The sequence below is a fragment of the Paenibacillus wuxiensis genome, from assembly GCF_040195695.1.
Lineage (GTDB): Bacteria > Bacillota > Bacilli > Paenibacillales > Paenibacillaceae > Paenibacillus_B > Paenibacillus_B suaedae.
The window spans coordinates 85,698-103,819 of record NZ_JBEFZI010000006.1 but is presented as its reverse complement, the minus strand read 5'-3'; the positions used below and the strand labels follow the sequence as shown (position 1 = coordinate 103,819).

16 protein-coding genes and 1 riboswitch are annotated in these 18,122 nt (G+C 47.1%); of the genes, 10 read left to right on the top strand and 6 right to left on the bottom strand.

Annotated elements, in window-relative coordinates; all coding sequences use genetic code 11:
* Window positions 1-222 precede the first annotated feature (222 nt).
* Window positions 223-403: riboswitch (FMN riboswitch) on the top strand.
* A 103-nt stretch (window positions 404-506) separates the two neighbouring features.
* Complete coding sequence (locus tag ABN764_RS14600; protein WP_268624842.1) at window positions 507-1,427, top strand: DMT family transporter; 921 nt, start codon at window positions 507-509, stop codon at window positions 1,425-1,427.
* 122 nt (window positions 1,428-1,549) lie between these two features.
* On the opposite strand, the gene ytaF is transcribed toward ABN764_RS14600, so the two are convergent.
* Window positions 1,550-2,191 carry a sporulation membrane protein YtaF gene (ytaF, locus tag ABN764_RS14595; RefSeq protein WP_446672313.1) on the bottom strand — a complete coding sequence of 214 codons (642 nt, stop codon included), beginning with the start codon at window positions 2,189-2,191 and terminating at the stop codon, window positions 1,550-1,552.
* Between the two features lie 77 nt (window positions 2,192-2,268).
* Complete coding sequence (locus ABN764_RS14590) at window positions 2,269-2,481, bottom strand: DUF3973 domain-containing protein (protein WP_021253678.1); 213 nt, start codon at window positions 2,479-2,481, stop codon at window positions 2,269-2,271.
* Between the two features lie 375 nt (window positions 2,482-2,856).
* Here ABN764_RS14590 and ABN764_RS14585 point away from each other — a divergent pair, with 375 nt between their 5' ends.
* Window positions 2,857-3,498, top strand: a complete 642-nt coding sequence (locus tag ABN764_RS14585) for a DUF1232 domain-containing protein (RefSeq protein WP_446672312.1) — start codon at window positions 2,857-2,859, stop codon at window positions 3,496-3,498.
* A 108-nt stretch (window positions 3,499-3,606) separates the two neighbouring features.
* On the opposite strand, the gene ABN764_RS14580 is transcribed toward ABN764_RS14585, so the two are convergent.
* Window positions 3,607-5,817, bottom strand: coding sequence for a GH92 family glycosyl hydrolase (locus ABN764_RS14580; RefSeq protein ID WP_446672311.1), 2,211 nt, complete (start codon window positions 5,815-5,817; stop codon window positions 3,607-3,609).
* Between the two features lie 211 nt (window positions 5,818-6,028).
* Here ABN764_RS14580 and ABN764_RS14575 point away from each other — a divergent pair, with 211 nt between their 5' ends.
* A complete protein-coding gene (locus ABN764_RS14575) occupies window positions 6,029-6,907 on the top strand; it encodes an AraC family transcriptional regulator (RefSeq protein ID WP_021253675.1) in 879 nt (292 codons plus the stop codon).
* Between the two features lie 162 nt (window positions 6,908-7,069).
* On the opposite strand, the gene ABN764_RS14570 is transcribed toward ABN764_RS14575, so the two are convergent.
* Window positions 7,070-7,714, bottom strand: coding sequence for a metal-dependent hydrolase (locus tag ABN764_RS14570; protein ID WP_174810545.1), 645 nt, complete (start codon window positions 7,712-7,714; stop codon window positions 7,070-7,072).
* Window positions 7,715-7,932: 218 nt separating this feature from the next.
* On the opposite strand from ABN764_RS14570, the gene aspA reads away from it, so the two are divergent.
* The 7 genes from aspA to ABN764_RS14535 all read left to right on the top strand — a co-directional run bounded on the left by aspA (window position 7,933) and on the right by ABN764_RS14535 (window position 15,944).
* Window positions 7,933-9,351, top strand: a complete 1,419-nt coding sequence (aspA, locus tag ABN764_RS14565; RefSeq protein ID WP_152521949.1) for an aspartate ammonia-lyase — start codon at window positions 7,933-7,935, stop codon at window positions 9,349-9,351.
* 157 nt (window positions 9,352-9,508) lie between these two features.
* Window positions 9,509-9,727 (top strand): cold-inducible protein YdjO-related protein, encoded by a 219-nt coding sequence (locus ABN764_RS14560; RefSeq protein ID WP_021253672.1) that lies wholly within the window; start codon window positions 9,509-9,511, stop codon window positions 9,725-9,727.
* 181 nt (window positions 9,728-9,908) lie between these two features.
* Entirely contained in the window at window positions 9,909-13,097 is a 3,189-nt protein-coding gene (locus tag ABN764_RS14555; protein ID WP_446672310.1) for a bifunctional cytochrome P450/NADPH--P450 reductase, read from the top strand.
* Window positions 13,037-13,294, top strand: coding sequence for a hypothetical protein (locus ABN764_RS14550; RefSeq protein WP_174811313.1), 258 nt, complete (start codon window positions 13,037-13,039; stop codon window positions 13,292-13,294). The genes ABN764_RS14555 and ABN764_RS14550 overlap by 61 nt, the downstream gene beginning before the upstream one ends.
* Before the next feature lie 53 nt (window positions 13,295-13,347).
* Window positions 13,348-13,926, top strand: a complete 579-nt coding sequence (locus tag ABN764_RS14545) for a hypothetical protein (RefSeq protein WP_268624847.1) — start codon at window positions 13,348-13,350, stop codon at window positions 13,924-13,926.
* Between the two features lie 3 nt (window positions 13,927-13,929).
* Window positions 13,930-15,075: an AI-2E family transporter gene (locus ABN764_RS14540; protein ID WP_446672309.1), complete on the top strand. Its 1,146-nt coding sequence runs from the start codon at window positions 13,930-13,932 to the stop codon at window positions 15,073-15,075.
* A 377-nt stretch (window positions 15,076-15,452) separates the two neighbouring features.
* Window positions 15,453-15,944: a C40 family peptidase gene (locus ABN764_RS14535; protein ID WP_036590961.1), complete on the top strand. Its 492-nt coding sequence runs from the start codon at window positions 15,453-15,455 to the stop codon at window positions 15,942-15,944.
* A gap of 61 nt (window positions 15,945-16,005) precedes the next feature.
* On the opposite strand, the gene ABN764_RS14530 is transcribed toward ABN764_RS14535, so the two are convergent.
* Both ABN764_RS14530 and ABN764_RS14525 read right to left on the bottom strand, forming a co-directional pair.
* Window positions 16,006-17,409, bottom strand: a complete 1,404-nt coding sequence (locus ABN764_RS14530) for a sensor histidine kinase (RefSeq protein WP_268624848.1) — start codon at window positions 17,407-17,409, stop codon at window positions 16,006-16,008.
* A gap of 16 nt (window positions 17,410-17,425) precedes the next feature.
* A complete protein-coding gene (locus ABN764_RS14525; RefSeq protein WP_174810334.1) occupies window positions 17,426-18,115 on the bottom strand; it encodes a response regulator transcription factor in 690 nt (229 codons plus the stop codon).
* Window positions 18,116-18,122 lie beyond the last annotated feature (7 nt).

Below are 18,122 nucleotides of genomic sequence, written 5' to 3'. Positions count from 1 at the left end.
TAAATGATTGTGCCGCTGTATATGATCTATTGTAGATGAAATAGACAGGGATGCAACGATTGAATGAAGAAGGTTCGATTGAAAAGTCGGGATGGTAATATATGCAAATGGTGAAAACTTTCATGAAAATGCGAAATGTCATATTGCTCAATCTGAAAATCTAGATATAATGAAGTCAGGGCATGTCAAGGAAGCAACAGCATGCTACTATGTGGATTGAATATGGATCTTCAGGGCAGGGTGAAATTCCTGACCGGCGGTATGGGTGCAGCTGCGCCCGAGCCCGCGACTCGTTGTTCGCTTACTCGGTTACTTGTAACATGTAAGCATCGAACGGAAGAACAGCGACTGATTTGGTGAGAAGCCAAGGCCGACGGTATAGTCCGGATGGAAGAAGATCTCGCACACGTTGTTTGGTACAACTGCATACAACAACAGGTCTAATGCGAATTTTTCTCTTCTGCATGTCTAGATCCTATATTCAACAACCTTGGAGGTTATTGAATATGGAACATCGTATCCAGGCCGACACACGCATGAGCAGCTCTGCAAGAGGAGTATGGTTCGTTGCGATGGGGGCGGCACTGTGGGGAATTGGCCCACTGTTCCGGGTATGGGTCATGGAGTCTATGACTTCGACGCAAATTGTATTGATTGAGCATCTGATGCTCGCCTTGTACGCGATCCCGGTGTTATGGATGCACCGGAAAGAGCTGCGCAACTGCACATGGAAGCATGTACTGGCATTGCTGTTCCTGTCATGGGGCGGCTCAGTAATAGCGACCATTATGTTTACCGAAGCATTTGCACATGGTGATGCGAATGGCGTACTGCTGCTGCAGAAGCTGCAACCAGTCTTTGCAATTATATTAGCGCGGCTGTTGTTGAAGGAGACGCTCCCGCGTCGCTTCTCGCTACTGCTTATTCTTGCTATTATCGGTACGTATTTATTGACTTTTGGATGGTCTTTGCCAATTGGGCATTACAATGAAGTCATTGGCTTCAGCAGTCTATTGGCACTTGGAGCAGCATTCCTATGGGGCGGTTCCACAGTTATGGGACGGTTGCTTCTCGACAAAATGGAATATGAGACGGTCACATCGCTGCGATTTTTGATGGCACTCCCTCTGCTCATCGTGCTGACATCATGGGAGTCACCAAGCTGGAATTTCGCCGCATCAGAATGGGGGACACTGTCGTTCTACATCTTCTTGCAGGCTCTTCTTCCAGGATTGATTAGTCTCTTGCTGTATTATCGCGGTCTATCGACTACCAAGGCCTCATATGCGACTCTGGCTGAGTTGTCATTCCCATTGGTAGGGATGATGATGAATTGGTTCGTGTTCCATCAGGCGGTCACTGCAGCGCAAATTTCAGGCTTCGTTCTCATTTGGATTGCGTTGTATATGGTATCAAGACAAAATTAATCGGCGGTGGCAGTGCAATGATTCTTAATGAAGTTGCTGTCAATCGTCTTCCATAAATGATAAGAGACCCTGTCTGCTATGCCTTGAACGCATAGCAGACAGGGTCTCTTATGTTAGTTAGGTTAGAAGAAAGAATTGATAGCGACAAGAATGATGATAGCTCCACTTAGCACCGTGCTGAATTGTCCTACTGTATAGCGTCCTATGCGAATGTTGGCCATCTTCTGCCCAAGCAAGGCACCCAGCCACAATGTGACAAAACTGCCGATCGCTGCGGTTAGGGATATGGCGAGCGGTGATAACCCGATAAGTCCAGCACTTAGGCCATTTGTAAGCGCATTGGCAGACAGTGCAACGCCAAGCACAGCTGCTTCCCATAAGTTAATCGTTCCCGATTTATCCTTATCCGCTTCCTCTGGTCTCTGCAGCATTCGCTCTAGTGAAGAGCTTGAATTAGCTTCACTGCTTGCTTCTACTGCAGCGGTCTCCGTCGAGTTGCCATGGTGAGAGGTCAGTAGAACAATGCGGATGCCGACAATAAGCAGGATGAATGCGGCAAGCAAGGTAGGCAGTATACCAGGAAGAACCTGCGATATCCATTGACCGAACATGAGACCGGCCATACTGAAAATGAAGCAGATGAGCGAAATGAATAGATTCGAAAGCACTCCAATTCGTATTTTTCGTATTCCGTACGATATTCCCACCCCTAAATTATCTATACTCGAAGCGACTGCTAATCCTATAATCATAATCCATTGCATGATGAATCTCTCCCTTGGTTAATTCCCTTGATTCGAAGTTATAAATGGTTGTTTATTGAATGTCATTTGCCGTCCTGTCAATCGTGAAGCATCTGCAGCACAGTTTCCCTCGGAGGCACGAACACTAGCTGATGCTCACTTCCTGCTGAATAAGGCAGGGGGGGGTTCGAATGACAATCTCCAAGCTGGAATTTGCGTTTGCTCATCTCATCTACATAGAACACATTCCGAAATACTACCGATGTGCCATCCTCTTGATGGACTTTGGAACATTGCAGGCAGTAATACATAGCTGTTCAACTCCTTATTGTGGGTATAATCCGGTGCCGCTTGCAGCACTGTTGAGGTATCATATGTCACGATGTTGAGAGTTGTGAACCGGAATCGCCGAAATGTTGAAAAAAAATCAACAGCAAGCTGATTGGCCTGTGATAAGAATCAACCGCATGCTGATGGGAGATGTGTTGAGGTGGTTGCAATGAATGCTTATCTGTCTACATCTGTGGCCTTCCTCGTTCAAACTTGGTCATACGTTGATGTCAAATTTATGGGGTAGGCTAGGCGAACTTGTGCATATACATGTCATAAACAGAGCGAGAATGGGCAGTAGAATATGACTGCGACAAGGGGTGATAGCCATCGAACAGAACAACCCACTCGGTGACATGTTGAAAAAATCGATGAAGGAGCATTCGCTCTCCATGCGCAAATTGGGGGAGCGGACTGGAATGGATACCGCTACGATTTCTCGAATTATCAACGGCAAGCAGCCCGCTAAGATACACCATATAACTTCATTTTCCAAGCATTTATCAATTCCCGTTGAACAGCTCATGGAGGCGGTTGGCGTCGAGTTCGGCAAATTGAGCACGGTACCAGTGGTACCGATTGGAGATGAATTACAGGAGGATAGCCTTCAATTCATACTCAAGTCCATACAGCTGCTTGATTATCCATTCACGAAGGAGCATGTACGTCTAGAACTGGATAAATACGAGCAATACGCGCAAACCAATGAAGGAGATCGAATGATTCGCGACAATTTCCATGCCAAGGTGAAGGAGGTAAGCGGTTGGGGACCATTTATCGATCAATTGAATGATACGTACACCCAATATTGCAGCGAACAAGCAACAGTAGAAGAACGTGCCGTATTAGGAAGCGCACTGCTGTATTTCATTTTATCGGCAGACATTATTCCAGACTATCTGTTCCCAATCGGATATATTGATGATGTGATGGCAGTGCAGCTGGCGATGGAGAGACTGACGGCCCTTCAGGCTGCAGAGCGCATTGTAGAGAAATAGGGGTGTTCCAGGTCGGATGTTGACCGGAGCACCCCTTAGTCTTGTTTCATTCTTGTTCGTTAATGTCTACGCAACGAGCTTAATCACGTTCGAGACGATATGACATCCTTATGCTCTTGACATTGCATATGGCAGGGTCGCATCTTCATATTGCTGTTGCTGTGGTTCTTCTGACATCGTGAAGGACAACGAAGCCCCATTCGTCAGCTGCCCGTGATCAATATACAGATTGGATACGTGCTCGCCATTTACTTGCACACCTGCGACATATTTCGTCTCCGAAGAGTTGTTCGGCGCCTCAATGACAATCTGCTTGCCGTTGTCCAAGTTGACCGTCATCTTCTTGAACATTGGTGTTCCCAGTACGTATTGCGGTACCCCCGGTGTAAGAGGGAAGATGCCCATTGCACCGAATACATACCAAGCTGCCAAGCTGCCGTTATCCTCATCGCCAGGCAGGCCGTCAGGCTGCGCACTGAACAGTTCGTCCATCGTCTTGCGCACCCAATATTGAGTCAAGGTTGGGTATCCAAGCGCAGTATACACATATGGAATATGGAAGCTAGGCTGGTTGCTGATCGCGAACTGACCGAAGTCAATTGCAGCCATCTCCGACATTTCATGAATTTCGAAGCCATAGGATCCCACTTTGAATTCTGGATCTGCTGCGAACAAGGCATCCAGTCGCTCCTTCAACTTCTCACGTCCGCCAATCAGATCTGCCAATCCAAGAAGGTCATGCTGCACAGCCCAGCTGCTCTGCCATGCTCCACCTTCGGTATAAGGACCGCCCCATTCTGTGGCGTCGAATGGCTCCAGCCAGCTTCCGTCTTCGAGTTTACCGCGCATGAAACCGATTGTTGGATCATACAGGTGCTTGTAGTTGCGGGCACGTTCCATCAATTGCGCATACTCCGCATCGCGTCCCAGATGCTTCGCAATCTGTGCAATACAGAAGTCACCGTACACATAATCCAGTGTATTGCAGACACTCTCATGGGTATGGATGTCAGCAGGCAAGAAGCCATGCTTCAAGTACTCCTGCATTCCTTTGCGTCCTACACGATGATCATCCGCTACAGTCATCGCATGCTTCAACAAACCTTCGAAGGCAGTGGCAACATCAAAACCAGTAACGCCTTTGGCTACGGAATCTGCGAAGCTGACGTCGATCAACGTACCAGGCATCATGCTGCGCTCACCTGGAGAAGCCCATTTTGGCATCCAGCCGCCTTCCTTGTAAGCATTCACCCAGCCCTGCATCATTTCATTCATGAAGGACGGATAGAGCAGGTTGTACAGCGGGAACGACGTACGGTACGTATCCCAGAATCCAATATCTGCGAAGAGCGGACCATCTTCAATCTTTCCATTGTACGGGCTGAAGTGGATTTGCTTATCATTCGCATCAAATTCATGGATTTGATGTGGGAACAGGGAAGTCCGATACAGACAAGTATAGAACGTATCCAGCTTGTCCTTGTCATCACTCTCGACCTGAATGACACCAAGCTGCTTCTCCCATACATCTGCAGCCAGCTTCTGTACTTCATCGAAGCTGCGCTCGCCGATTTCGCGATTCAGGTTGATGAAGGCCTGCTCTTCACTGATGAAAGAAGTACTTACCTGAACGTGAACAACACGGTTGGCTGGCACGTTCAGTCCTACATAAGCACCAAGGCGCTCATCTGTACCAGACAAGCCAGCAACCGGCTTGGATTCATGGTTCGTCAATCCGCTTTCATCTGCATCGATTGCACAGTCGAACTTCACAACGAAGTACATGCGATAATTGTCAGGGGTTCCTCCAGCCTTAGCCGTCGTGTAGCCTGTCAGTGTACCGTTCTTCGGATCAATCTTCATCGAAGATTCACCAGGGAATGGAGACAGGATAAGACGAGACTGCTCAGGACGGTCAAAGGTCAGACGCATGCTTGCGCAGCGCGTCGTTGGCGTCAATTCCAATGTAGCCTGATAGCGCAGCATCCGAACCTTGAAATAGTCAGGACGCACGATCATGTCCTGTCTGCGGAAAGAGGAGGAACGCTCAGGTGCCCAAGCTTTCAATGGTCCGGATTGCGGCATAAATGTCATATGTCCGTAATCTCCAATCCAAGGGCTCGGCTGGTGGGTAAGACGAATGCCTTCAAATCGATTGTGATTCGGGTTGAAGAACCAGCCGCCACCAGCTTCAGTTGTCTGTGGACTCCATGCATTCATCGCAAATGGCATGGAAATAAGCGGCAATGTGTTCCCGTTGGAATAAGGATATATCGAATCCGTACCGTGTAGTGGGTTTACGTGAGATAGCAAGCTCATCGGTGTTCGCTCCTTTGTAGACAGTTGCGCTGGAGGAGCAATGGATACTCCCATCAGACACAACTTATGAAATGTTATATCAAATATGACTTACACAATGTATTATATGACATAATCATTTTTATCTCCTATCATTAATTTAAAAAAACTCTCAATTTTTATGATAGAATAATCATGACAAACAATCGAAGAGATAAGAGGTGGTGAGCGGATGTATCCATACAATTTACAGGGGGATGAGGAGATATACGGAGACTTTCCGTTCACATTGAAGATCCATCATCTTGAAGCATCAGTTCCCGCACATGTGCATCATTTTATTGAGTTTACATACGTCATAGAGGGTTCAGGCAAGGAGCTAATCAATGGGGTAGAGAAGGAGCTCACTCCAGGAACCTTCACCCTTGTATTCCCACATCAGGTTCACGAGTTGGATATACGGGAAGGTGAGGAGCTGAAACTGTATGTTGGGGCAATTGGGCTGAAGGCCTTCTTTGGGGCTGGAGAATCTCTGCTTGCTCTTCACAGCTTGCTCAAAGGGGCAGAGGGTGACAGCAATACGACATACCATCTGGATCCAAGTACCGCTGAGCGCATTCATCTGCTGCTTCAAGACATGTTTGAGGAAATGCAGGAGCATAAGCCTTGGAGCCGTATGATCTATCTTGCGAAGCTTACCGAGCTATTCGTATGGTTCGACCGATATCGTATCTCCCACCTTCATGAGGGTGCCCATACTGGCGAGGATCATTTGCGAAGGGGAATGTGGGAGGTTGTCTACTATGTATACCAAAATTTCAAAGAAGAGATTACGCTTGAGTCCTTAGCGCAAAAGTATAATTACAGTTCGTCCTATATTAGCACGGCCTTCAAGCAAATGGTCGGAGAGAACTACTACTCCTTCTTAGAGCGGATACGAGTGGCACATGCATGCAACTTGTTAATCAGTACGGATATGAAGATAACGGAAATAGGATTTGAGGCAGGGTTTCGTTCATATCCGACCTTCAATCGGGTATTCCAGAATCGAATGGAGACGAGTCCAACGAAGTACCGACAACAAAATCATATTGCATTACTAAAATCATGAGAAAAGGAGCCTCAACTGCGATAAGTACTATTGTACAATCGCTTAGAGGCTCCTTGCCTAGTTAATGATAAAGGTTATGGATGTCTATTAACATAGTTGCATGAGACATCACATCATTGTCCTGATCACGGTACGGGTTGGCCGTATCAAGAGCCAGCGCCATTACAGCCGCAGCTTAATCGACCGCTTATATAGTGGATAAAACCACTTCACACCACGAGGGGTTAAGGTATCTGCAATGAGATGGGAACCGTAGCCAAGTAAGGATACGAGCGCAATTCCTTCAAGCTCCAAGTGCTGTTCCAATCCCCAGCCAATAGCTCCCCATAATAGAGCTGCCCAGATGGTATGTGATAATCCCCGATGATTCAGCCATGGTACCCAGACAACGAAGACGCCCAGCCCAATGAGCCAGCTCCAGCCGAGCAGGATGCCGCCTATGAGCATGCTTCCACCGACACAGCTGACCATGATGTTGCGAATTAATCCTTCTTTCGCTACAAATCCGAGCAGAAGCACGACAATTGTAAGAACGATGGCCTCTTGGCTTAACGAACCACTCGCTCCATATTGATAGATGGCACCGGCAGCACAGCATACGCCAAGCCACATCAATAGAGTATGTACCCGTTTGGCAGCTTTGCCAATTCGTCTGCTTAGTATGCTTGGGCCATCAAGATCCGCGCTCAGCGCAGATAGCGCAGCAACTGCGAGGTAGATGGACGCATTCTGGATGGAGAACGGGTAATGCGCCGCAGCTGCGGCTCCGATAGCCACACCGATACTAAGGTGTGTTGAACCTTTCATACAATCTCCTTTCTATTCGAGCACATGGTACACATACATACAAACATATGTTTGCAAATCTATTATATAGCTAATAATAAAAAAATTAAATATTATGATTTTCCAAATGAGAAATTGAACATTTAGTGAAACAGTATTACAATCAAAGCGAGCGTTACTTTTTCTGTCTTATACATGAACCTACTACTCATGAGAGAAGGAAAGGGAATCCAATGATTATGAACCCGACTCGTATCGAAAAAGACTTTTTAGGGGAAAAAGAAGTACCAGCCGAAGCCTACTATGGCATTCAAACACTTCGCGCCGTAGAGAATTTTCCAATATCGGGCACGCGGATGAACAAGGAATTGATTCGTGGCTTGGCTATCGTCAAGAAGGCTGCCGCTCTTGCCAACATGGAGGTGAAGCAGCTTCAAACAGACACTTGCAATGCGATCGTACAAGCCGCTGATGAGATTATTGGCGGTCAGTGGCATGATCAATTCATCGTTGACCCGATTCAAGGCGGGGCAGGCACGTCGATGAATATGAATGCCAACGAAGTCATTGCGAACCGAGCGCTTGAATTGCTTGGCAAAGCGAAGGGCGACTATGCAAGCCTAAGCCCGAATAATCACGTCAATCGTTCGCAATCGACGAACGATGCATTTCCTACTGCAATTCATATTTCTGTCTTAACGCTCGTAGATAAGCTGCTCATTGTTATGAAGGAGCTTCACAGCGCATTCTGCAGCAAGGCGAAGCAATTCGATCATGTCATTAAGATGGGGCGCACACATCTTCAGGATGCGGTTCCGATTCGCTTGGGACAGTCCTTCGAAGCATACAGTCGTGTTCTTGCGAGAGATATGCACCGGATTGAGCAATCGAAGCAGCATTTATATGAAGTGAATATGGGCGCAACGGCTGTAGGAACCGGCTTGAATGCAGATCCGCGATACATTCAGCGTGTTGTTGAGCTGCTTGCTGAGATCAGTCAATTGCCGCTTGTGCATGCAGAGCATCTTGTTGATGCGACGCAGAATACGGATGCGTATACAGAAGTATCTGCTGCGCTCAAAGTATGCATGATGAATATGTCTAAGATGGCCAATGACCTGCGTTTGCTTGCTTCAGGTCCACGCGCTGGCTTTGGTGAAATTCGACTGCCGGCACGCCAGCCAGGTTCATCGATCATGCCGGGCAAGGTGAATCCGGTTATGTGCGAAATTGTCAATCAAGTAGCTTTCCAAGTGATTGGCAATGATCACACGATCTGTCTTGCCTCGGAAGCGGGTCAGCTTGAATTGAACGTCATGGAGCCAGTACTTGTATTCAATCTACTGCAATCGCTGAGCATGATGCAAAATGTGTTCACCGTATTCCGGACGCACTGTCTTGAAGGAATTGAAGCAAACGAAGACCACTGCCGCGAGTTAGTGGAAAACAGTGTCGGCATTATCACTGCGCTGAGCCCTCACCTTGGTTATGAAGTGTCAGCCCGTATTGCACGGGAAGCAACGGAGAACGGCAAATCCGTTCGAGAATTGTGCCTGCTCTACAATGTATTGACGGAAGAAGAACTGGATACGATTCTGGATGCACATGAAATGACGAAGCCAGGAATTGCTGGTGCTGCCTTGTTCGAGCGGGAATAATTGTATATTGAAGAATGTTAGAGACATCTCACGTGAGATGTCTCTTTTCTATAGTCGGATCAGCATACATTTTGCTTTGACAGGTGACGCTAAGTAATGATATATTTTATCGGCCTAATGGTAAATGAATGCTGATTGGAAAGGGATGTACTGGAAAGTGACAACGAGTCAAGACGACAAACCGAAATTGATTATCACAAAAATTCTGAAATGCAGAAATCCGGAATGCAAAGCATGGGTAAGAGACGAGTTTGCTTCTGGTGAGCAATCTTGTCCACTCTGCAAAGGACCGATGATTCGAAGCATGAAGCATTTGCCTGCTGTTCAGAATAAAATAAAGCGTCAGCCTAAGAAAAAGAAAGAAGAGCTGTGGTAAGTAAGCGAAGCTGCACTTATAGCCTCTAGGTAAAAGAGCCTCTGTGAAGATAATTTCGGGGAACCGTTATTGTTTTGCAGCGGCTCTTTTTCTATGCGGGATGAAGTGATGCGGTATTGCAAATAATAGACTGAAAGGATATACGCTTTGATATGTCTATTAGTAAGGAGTAGATACCGCAATGTCAGAATCAAATTCACCCCATATTCCTCAGCCGAAGACATTTGGTCTGCTGGGGAATTTGCCGCAGCTGAACTTAGAAGCTCCAGTTCAATCCATGGTACAGTTGGCTGAGGAGTATGGCCCTATATTTCGTATTGATTTGCCGGGGAGAAGCGAAATTTTTATCTCTGGTCATGAGTTGGTAAAGGATGCGTGCGACGAATCGCGCTTCGATAAAAACGTATGGGCGCCCTTGCGCAGTGTGCGGGCATTTACCGGCGACGGACTGTTCACAAGTGAAACAGAAGAGCCGAACTGGCAGAAGGCGCACAATATATTGCTGCCGAGCTTTAGCCAGTCGGCTATGCGCGGTTACCATGAGATGATGGTTGATATTGCGGTGCAGCTTATCCAAAAATGGTCGAGGCTGAATCCGGATGAAAGTATCGATGTGCCTGAAGACATGACCCGTTTGACACTCGATACGATTGGTCTCTGTGGATTCAATTATCGATTTAACAGCTTCTATCGCGATCAGCCCCACCCGTTTATTACAAGCATGGTTCGTGCGTTAAGCGAAGCAATGCATCAGCTTCAGCGCCTCAATATTCAAGATAAGCTCATGGTAGTCACGAAGCGGCAGTATCGGCATGACATCCAATTTATGTACTCGCTCGTAGACAAAATCATTGCGGAGCGGAAGGAGCAGCCGGATGAAGCTGGTCAGGATTTGTTGAGCCATATGCTGAACGGAAAAGATCCAGCAACCGGGGAGTCATTAGATGACGAGAATATCCGATACCAGATTATTACGTTTCTAATCGCGGGTCACGAGACGACAAGCGGCCTGCTGTCGTTCGCACTCTATTACTTACTGAAGCATCCCGAATGCTTGCAGAAGGCTTACAAGGAAGTGGATCGTGTGTTGACAGATCCCGTTCCGACGTATGCACAAGTGAGACAATTGCCATACATACGGATGATACTTAATGAATCACTTCGCTTATGGCCGACCGCCCCGGCTTTCTCACTATTTGCGAAGGAGGAAACACTGCTGGCTGGCAAATACCCGCTTGCAAAGGGCGAGAGTGTGAATGTGCTTGTACCGAGGCTTCATCGAGACCGTGCTGTATGGGGTGAGGATGCAGAGCAATTCCGACCCGAACGCTTTGAAGACCCGAGCCAAATTCCTCACCACGCCTACAAGCCGTTTGGCAATGGCCAACGCGCGTGTATCGGGCAGCAGTTCGCGCTGCAAGAGGCTGCGCTCGTTTTGGGGATGGTGCTCAAGCATTTTGAGATCATCGATCATACCAACTATCAGCTGAAGGTGAAGGAAGCACTGACGCTGAAGCCTGATGATTTTCGGATTCGCATTCGGCTGCGGAAGCAACTGGGGGCAGGGACTTTGTCTGCAAAAGGAGGGCTGGGTGGCGAATCAGAATCGCATGAAAGTGCTCAACAACAAGCTCCATTGGCCGAAGCGCACGACACTCCGCTGCTCGTCCTATACGGCTCCAATCTCGGAACGGCCGAGGGCATTGCCCGCGAGCTGGCGGATGAGGGACGCTACCAGGGATTCCGCAGTGAGGTCGCTCCACTAAACGACTATGTAGGCAAGCTCCCGAAGACGGGGGCCCTCCTCATTGTAACCTCTTCCTACAACGGCAGGCCGCCAAGCAATGCACAGGCATTCGTGGAGTGGCTCGAGCAGATTGACGATGGCGAGCTGGAAGGTGTCCGTTATTCCGTATTTGGATGTGGGGATCATAATTGGGCCAGCACCTATCAAGATGTACCGCGATTCGTTGACGAGCAGATGCAGAAAAAGGGTGCTGAACGGCTGATGATTCGGGGCGAAGGGGATGCGAGCGGCGACTTTGAGCTGAATGTCGAGAGCTGGCGTTCCAAACTGTGGCCAGATATGATGAATGCGCTAGGATTACAGCTGAGCAAGCAATCCGAAGCCGTTCGCAGCACGCTTACCGTGGAATTCGTAAAGGACTATGCAGGCAGCAGGCTGGCCAATTCGTATGAAGCGGTCCATGCCGAGGTTGTAAGCAATCGCGAGCTGCAGCAGGAAGGAAGCGGGCGCAGTACCCGTCATATCGAGATCGCCCTCCCCGATGGAGTCATCTATGAGGAAGGCGATCATTTGGGAGTGCTGCCGCGCAATCACACTTCTCAGGTTAATCGCGTGCTGCAAAGATTCGCGCTGAACGGCAGCGATCATTTGATTGTTAATGCAAGCGGACGCAGCGCGGCTCATCTGCCTACTGGCCAACCGGTCAGCCTGTCCGATTTATTTAGTCATAGTGTAGAATTGCAGGAAGCTGCGACCCGGGCTCAACTCCGTGAATTGGCGTCTTATACAGCTTGCCCGCCTCATAGACGTGAGTTGGAATCGCTTTTAGACGAGGATAAGTATGTAGCTGAAGTGCTGCGCAAACGGGTTTCCATGCTTGATTTGCTTGAGAAATACGAAGCTTGCGAGATGCCGTTCGAGCGTTTTTTAGAACTGCTGCCTCCGCTTAAGGCTCGATACTATTCCATTTCCAGTTCACCTCGCATTCAGGAGAAGCAGGCGAGCATCACGGTCGGGGTCGTCCTCGGCCCGGCTTGGAGCGGCATGGGAGAATATCGTGGAGTTGCTTCCAATTATTTGGCTTCGCGTAAAGCGGGCGACTCGATTCTGATGTTCGTACGGACACCTGAATCCAAATTCCAGCCCCCTGCCGATCCTGCAACGCCGATCATCATGGTTGGACCTGGAACCGGGGTCGCACCTTTCCGCGGCTTTTTGCAGGCTAGACAGGCGCTGCAGCAAGAAGGGAAATCGCTTGGACAAGCGATCCTCTATTACGGCTGCCGGAATGAAGCAGATTACTTATATCGTGAGGAACTGGAGAGATTCGTGCAGGATGGAATTGTGACCGTGCATACCGCCTTCTCGCGTAAAGAAGGCGAGGCTAAAACGTATGTCCAGCACATTATAGCTCAGCATGCGGAAAAAATCGTAGAGTTACTGGATAAGGGAGCCCACTTATATATCTGCGGAGATGGAAGCAAAATGGCGCCTGATGTGGAAGCTGCTGTGCGGCAAGCTTTTCAGGACGTGCATCGTGTTCATGAGGAGGAGGCGAAGCATTGGCTGGAACGTTTGCAAGCGGAAGGGAAATTCGCAAAGGATGTGTGGTCTGGTTTGTAGCATTAGAACATAAGGCTGCACCATCTATGGTCGTCTGGATATACACCATTTCATCGGATGGTTGGGAATTTGCGCAGAGGAAAGAAACAACTAGCAATGACAGAGAAAACGACGATGTTGTCGTTGCATGTCATTGCTTTTTTAATGCAGAAAATGCTTCAAAATGTCTTTCTCAACTGATTAATTATTTGTGGTAATATGTGGGTAGGTGTGCAATTGAAATTGAGAAGCGAAAAAAGGAGGAATGGAGTTGACTGTACATCACATAAAAAGAAAGTTTCTTGCTGGTGTGCTGCTTGTTTTTGCCTTGCTGGGATGGAGTGTCAATATTGATGATACCGCTGCTGCTGCGAAATCAAAATATGCAGTTCAGCTAGGAAATGCAACGGTACCACAAAATGAGATATTGAATGAGCATGGGATGATCCTGGTTCCACTATCCACAATAACGGGTTCTATGGGGCTCGACATGTCCTATGCTTTTCAACCGGGATTATATGATTATCATGTATACGCTATGCCGCAGAAGACCAAGACAGTCGAAGTTTGGGGGAATGACTATCGTGGATATTGGGTCAGCACACATCCGAATGGCAAGGAGGAGTACGAAGATTACACCCATGTTTATCAACCAGGTCAGGATTGTGCTCCAAACTCGGATGTCTGTAGAGTGTTGAAGGAGTCATACCGCGGACCAATCATCCGAGACGGCCAACTGTATGTACAAGTACGATGGGTTGCGCAAGCATTTGATTGGAATTTAACAATCATTCCGCATGGGAAGGGGCAATTCGTGATTAAGATTACATCCAACACTGAGGGGAGCTAATGCATGGAGAAACGATCAACAAGGCCAGGCCGAATGTTAACGTTCATCTTGAATCATAGATTGATCTCGTTTTTGTTGATTGTGTTGTTAGTTAGTTTGAACGTGTTACTTTTCACGAAAATCTCATTTATCTTTTCTCCATTCATTATTTTCATTAAGACAGTACTGTTTCCAGTGCTTTTAGCAGGTGTGCTCTATTACTTGCTGAATCCGATCGTTGATCTTCTGGAACAATGGAGAGTCAAACGATTCATATCCATTCTCATTCTCTATATTCTCATTATCGGCATTATTACGGTCGTCGTTCTTGCTGTTATTCCTGTCATTAAGAAGCAGGTTATGGACTTGATTGCCAACTTTCCAGGGTTCAGCACCCAGATTGAGACGTTGTTCCGCGACATGATCGGCAGTGAGTTCTTCAACCGTATCCAGCAGAGCATCGATATTAATTCTAGCAACTTCGTAAGCTCCTTGTCCGAGCGGGCTACCTCGCTCTTAAACAACACCTTCAATGGAATCGGTGGATTTCTAGGTGCAGTCACCGAAACGATTCTCGGCCTTGTCATCGTTCCATTCGTTCTTTTCTATTTACTGAAGGATGGCCGGCGGCTGCCTGATTATATCCTTACATTTTTGCCGACTACGATGCGCAAGCAATCCCATCAAGTGATGTCCGAGATGAATAATCAAATCAGTTCCTACATACGGGGTCAGATTATTGTAAGCTTCTGCATCGGCATCTTACTGTATGCGGGCTATTTAATCATTGGGCTTGAATATTCACTAATTCTAGCAGTAATTGCAGCTTGTACGAGTATTGTACCGTATTTGGGCCCTGCAATTGCAATCACACCCGCGATGATCGTGGCGCTTGTCACTTCACCGATGATGCTGCTGAAAATGATCATCGTCTGGACGATTGTCCAATTGGTGGAAGGGAAGTTCATTTCGCCACAAATTATGGGGAAGACACTCCGCATTCATCCGATTACGATCATTTTCGTCATCCTGACAGCCGGCAACCTGTTCGGTGTAGTGGGCATTATTCTGGCTGTGCCTGGGTATGCAGTGCTCAAGGTTGTTGTTACGCATTTATTTGACTGGTTCAAGCGCCGCTCTAATCTCTATGACGATCATCTTACGATGTAAGTTGACTCTGCAGCTTGGGCAATTGATAATATTCATATGCAGCGCCATTTCAACGTTTGTATGCGATGAGATGGCGCTGTTTCATGTGTTCATCGCTTATCTGCATCCTGAGATAACGGCAGTTGCTGCATCGCAAAATTTTGATGATCTAGTATCGAATCTATTTATTTTTTATACTGCCAAAGGAGGAATGATCACGACGACCTATTTGTCAAGAAGAGAGAGATGAGAAATTTATAATGTCGCTCTAATAGATTACAAAAAAGTAAACAACAGCAATGTTTCAGCTCTTATCTAGAAAATAATGGATAAAAATTATGTGTTATGGTATGTAACGTCGCTGGTGAGCACATCAGCACTATCCATTTTTCTAGGAGATGAGAATATTGTTGAATAAAAAGAAGTTTGGAAAAATATTTGTATGCGTAACATTAACATTGTCCTTTGCACTGTCAGCAGGTGCAGTAATGCCTGTTCAAACAGCTAGCGCGGCTTCTACATCGCAAAGCTCCAAGGCAGACAAAATTATAGCAACAGGGAAAAAATACTTAGGTGTTAAATATAAATTCGGTGCCAAGTCGGGAAGCACGAAAGCATTCGACTGCTCTTCGTTCACACAATATGTATATGGCAAACACGGAATCAAGCTTCCACGCACATCGAAGCAGCAATCCAAGGTTGGGGTTGCAGTTAGCAAAAAGAATATGAAGAAGGGTGATCTCCTGTTCTTCTACTCTCCGGTTCATCATGTAGGAATCTATATGGGCAATGGAAAAATCTTGCACACTTATGGCAAGGGCGGAGTAAGAATTGACAACTTGAGCAAGTGGGAGTCCCGCTTGACAAAAGTTCGTCGTGTAATTAAATAGTTTATAATGGACAAGCCCAGAGCAGTAATCAGATTTACTGCTTTGGGCTTGTTGTATGTTCTCAGGCATTGTGTAAGTATGGTATGCACACTTCAAATGTACTGCCTTGTCCGACCGTGCTCTCAACTCGAATGGTGCCATGATGCTGCCCAACGAGCTCCTTCGCAATGGATAGTCCTAAGCCCGTGCCTCCCGTTACGCGAGATCGAGCTTTATCGACTCGATAAAATCGATTGAAAATTTTATCTAATTCTTCTTCAGGTATGCCAATTCCGGAATCCGATACTCGAAGGCATGCATTTTCTTTCTCTTGATAGACGGCAACTTCGATCCAGCCCAGGTCATTGGTATACCTTATGGCATTTTCAATGAGAATAATCGCAACCTGGCGCAATTGTTCCTTATCCCCATGTACATAAGCAGCCTTATTCAGATGCAAACGCAAGGAAATTTTGGAATCGGATTTCCATAGCTGCTTGATTGCTTCTCGGACAATGTCGGTAAGATTCACTTGTTCCTTCGGTGAGGGGCTTTTGCCTGAACGGGCTAACGTCAGTAGCTGAACAATAAGCCGCTGCATGCGCTGGCTCTCTAGGTCTAGCGAATCCAGTGATTTTTGCAGAACCTCAGCATTTTGATTCCCCCAGCGCTTCAGCAGCTTCACATGACCACGAAACGCGGTCAGCGGAGTGCGGAGCTCGTGTGAAGCATTTGTAATAAAGTTCATCTCCCGTTCAATCAATTCTTCATGCTCATCTAACAACTGATTGAAGCGTTCCGCCAATTTCGTTAGCTCCACCGGCGTTTTCGGGACATGAACCCTCTGCCTTAAATTCGGTGAATTCTTCATTTGAACAATTGAATTCATTATGCTGAACAGGGGGGAGAGGTTCCTCCTTGTTATTTGATAAATAAGCAGCGATCCTGCTGTTGAGCTGGCAAGTGCAGTAATGACGAGTACTTTAGTGATAATGAGCAAGATGCGTTCAATGGAGTGGAGCTGAACATGAATATAGATTCGACCGACCTGCCCATTGGTTTGATTCCATATGACTTCATCTCTGATGAACAGTCCATAATCGGTGTTCCACTGCACGGTATCAAACCATCGGAATCGATTTTTCTGTTCGGCGAGGAAAGCCTCGTCCCAGTTGCGAGTTTGTGCTAATATGCGTCCATCAGAGGACACAATTTGAACATCATAGTTCGCGTGATCGGGGTATAGCAGTTCATCGAGAAGGGATTGCCACTCCAGAAAGCCATCCTGAATGCTTTCTCTTAGCTTGCGTTCGACGGCGAACAGCTCCTCCTTGGAGTCTTGGAGCAACAGATGGGTGACTGCTCCCATAATACTGATCCCGATTAACAGAATGACAGCTAATAGGCTAAGAACATACCAGATCGTAAAGCGGAACATTAGCGTGTTGGCAGATTGCTTAAGCTGCTGGATAAGTGACTTGAACATGATCATTTCTGATTCCTTATGGTTCACGCAGCACATATCCGACACCGCGAACGGTCTGGATTAACTTATGCTGATAGCCGCGATCCAGCTTGTTGCGCAAATATCGGATATAGACATCGACGACATTCGTCTCACCAACAAAGTCATATCCCCACACAGAGGACAATAGCTGTTCACGGCCAATCACTTCACCGAGATGTTCCATTAGGTATTGAAGTAATTCGAACTCACGCTGCGTTAATTCGATTCGATCCCCAGCACGGGTTACGACTCTTTTCTTCACATCCAAGATGAGATCGGCGAGCTGGTATACTTCCTTCTCTTCCGGATTAGCGGCATGGTTGGGGCGTCGTAAAGCGGTGCGTATGCGGGCAAGCAGTTCCTCAATCTCGAACGGCTTCGTAATATAATCATCTGCACCTGTATCGAGACCAGCAATGATATCTCCAACATAATCACGAGCAGATAAGAGGATAATTGGGACATCACTGGCGCGCCGAATTCTCCGGCATACTTCAAGGCCGTTCAGCTTGGGCAGCATCCAGTCTAGCAGGATGAGGCTCCACTCGCCTTGTTGAAAGAATTCTAATGCTTGTTCCCCGTCTACAGCGACAAGTACCTCGTACCCTTCATGCTCAAGTTCAAGCTGGATGAATTGAGATACACTTTGTTCATCTTCGACTAGTAATATGGAGTGGGCTGACATGTGTTCA

Excerpts from the sequence above, each read along its gene's own strand:
- ABN764_RS14600 (WP_268624842.1), top strand. The coding sequence starts at position 507 with ATGGAACATCGTATCCAGGCCGACACACGCATGAGCAGCTCTGCAAGA.
- ytaF (WP_446672313.1), bottom strand. The coding sequence starts at position 2,191 with ATGCAATGGATTATGATTATAGGATTAGCAGTCGCTTCGAGTATAGAT.
- ABN764_RS14590 (WP_021253678.1), bottom strand. The coding sequence starts at position 2,481 with ATGTATTACTGCCTGCAATGTTCCAAAGTCCATCAAGAGGATGGCACA.
- ABN764_RS14585 (WP_446672312.1), top strand. The coding sequence starts at position 2,857 with ATGTTGAAAAAATCGATGAAGGAGCATTCGCTCTCCATGCGCAAATTG.
- ABN764_RS14580 (WP_446672311.1), bottom strand. The coding sequence starts at position 5,817 with ATGAGCTTGCTATCTCACGTAAACCCACTACACGGTACGGATTCGATA.
- ABN764_RS14575 (WP_021253675.1), top strand. The coding sequence starts at position 6,029 with ATGTATCCATACAATTTACAGGGGGATGAGGAGATATACGGAGACTTT.
- ABN764_RS14570 (WP_174810545.1), bottom strand. The coding sequence starts at position 7,714 with ATGAAAGGTTCAACACACCTTAGTATCGGTGTGGCTATCGGAGCCGCA.
- aspA (WP_152521949.1), top strand. The coding sequence starts at position 7,933 with ATGAACCCGACTCGTATCGAAAAAGACTTTTTAGGGGAAAAAGAAGTA.
- ABN764_RS14555 (WP_446672310.1), top strand. The coding sequence starts at position 9,909 with ATGTCAGAATCAAATTCACCCCATATTCCTCAGCCGAAGACATTTGGT.
- ABN764_RS14540 (WP_446672309.1), top strand. The coding sequence starts at position 13,930 with ATGGAGAAACGATCAACAAGGCCAGGCCGAATGTTAACGTTCATCTTG.
- ABN764_RS14535 (WP_036590961.1), top strand. The coding sequence starts at position 15,453 with ATGAGAATATTGTTGAATAAAAAGAAGTTTGGAAAAATATTTGTATGC.
- ABN764_RS14530 (WP_268624848.1), bottom strand. The coding sequence starts at position 17,409 with ATGTTCAAGTCACTTATCCAGCAGCTTAAGCAATCTGCCAACACGCTA.
- ABN764_RS14525 (WP_174810334.1), bottom strand. The coding sequence starts at position 18,115 with ATGTCAGCCCACTCCATATTACTAGTCGAAGATGAACAAAGTGTATCT.